1 pseudogene is annotated in these 1,063 nt (G+C 73.5%); it reads left to right on the forward strand.

The features are described 5' to 3' along the window. Positions 1-22 precede the first annotated feature (22 nt). Positions 23-1,063 (forward strand): annotated as a pseudogene (locus tag ITP53_RS55505) (hypothetical protein); the annotation flags it as partial.

A 1,063-nucleotide genomic window follows, 5' to 3' on the forward strand; every position in this document is an offset into this window, starting at 1 on the left:
GGGTTGGATACGCTCGCGACCGATGGAACTTGATCGGCCCGGCCGGGTGCTTGCCGCGCTTACCGTGCTGCCCGCTCTCGCCGTGGCGGGCTGGCTGCTGGCGGGCCTGCCGCTGCTCCTGCTCGGCTGGTTCGCGCCGTTGCCCGCCGCGCTGCTCGGCCTGCCCGTCGCCGCGCTGCTGTGCTGGGCCGGGACACGACGGCTCGGCACGGTGGTCCAGGCCACGCCATGGCAGGTCGCCGGGGTGGTGGCGGTCGCGGCGGCGTCCGGTGCGGCCAACCTCATCATGCATGCCGAGCAGCTGGTCGTCAGGCGGGATCCCGCCACCTACGCCCAGTACACCGCCTGGATCGCCGGGCACGGTTCGCTGCCCATCCCGACGCAGGCGGAGGCGTTCGGCGGCCCCGACCCCGGGCTGGCGTTCGACAGCGTCGGGTTCTACGACACGAACGGCGCGGTGACGCCGCAGTTCATGCCGGGCCCGCCGATGTTGTTCTCGATCGGCGACTGGTTCGGCGCGCCCTTCGCGGTCCCACCCCTGCTGGGCGCGCTGGCCGTGCTCACGCTGGCCGGCGTGGTGGCGCGGCTGGCCGGGGCGCGGTGGGCGGTGCTCGCGGCGCTGGTGCTCGCCGTGAGCATGCCGATCCTCTACACCTCACGCAGCACGTTCAGCGAGATCCCGTCGCTGATCCTGCTGTTCGGCGGACTGTCCCTGACCCACGACGCACTCACCCGATCGGTCAGGAACAGCGCCGCGTCACCCGGGTCGGGTAGGGGCGGAAGGCGTCCTGAGCGGGGCTGGGGCGGCGAGCTCTCGGCCGAGCCTGGCGGTGACCGCAGCTTGCCGACCGAGCTCGGCGATGACCGCAGCTTGCCGGCCAACCCCGGCGGGCACCACAGCTTGCTAGCCAACCCCGGTGGGGACCATAGCTTGTCGGCCGAGCCTGGTGGGCACCGCAGCTTGCCGGACGAGCCTGGTGGGGGTCGCGGCTTGCCGGCCAAGCGCGGTTGGGGCCGTAGCTTGTCGGCCGGACCGGGAGTGGGTCGCGGGCTGGCTTGGGGG

This window comes from Nonomuraea cypriaca (assembly GCF_015645445.1).
GTDB lineage: Bacteria > Actinomycetota > Actinomycetes > Streptosporangiales > Streptosporangiaceae > Nonomuraea > Nonomuraea cypriaca.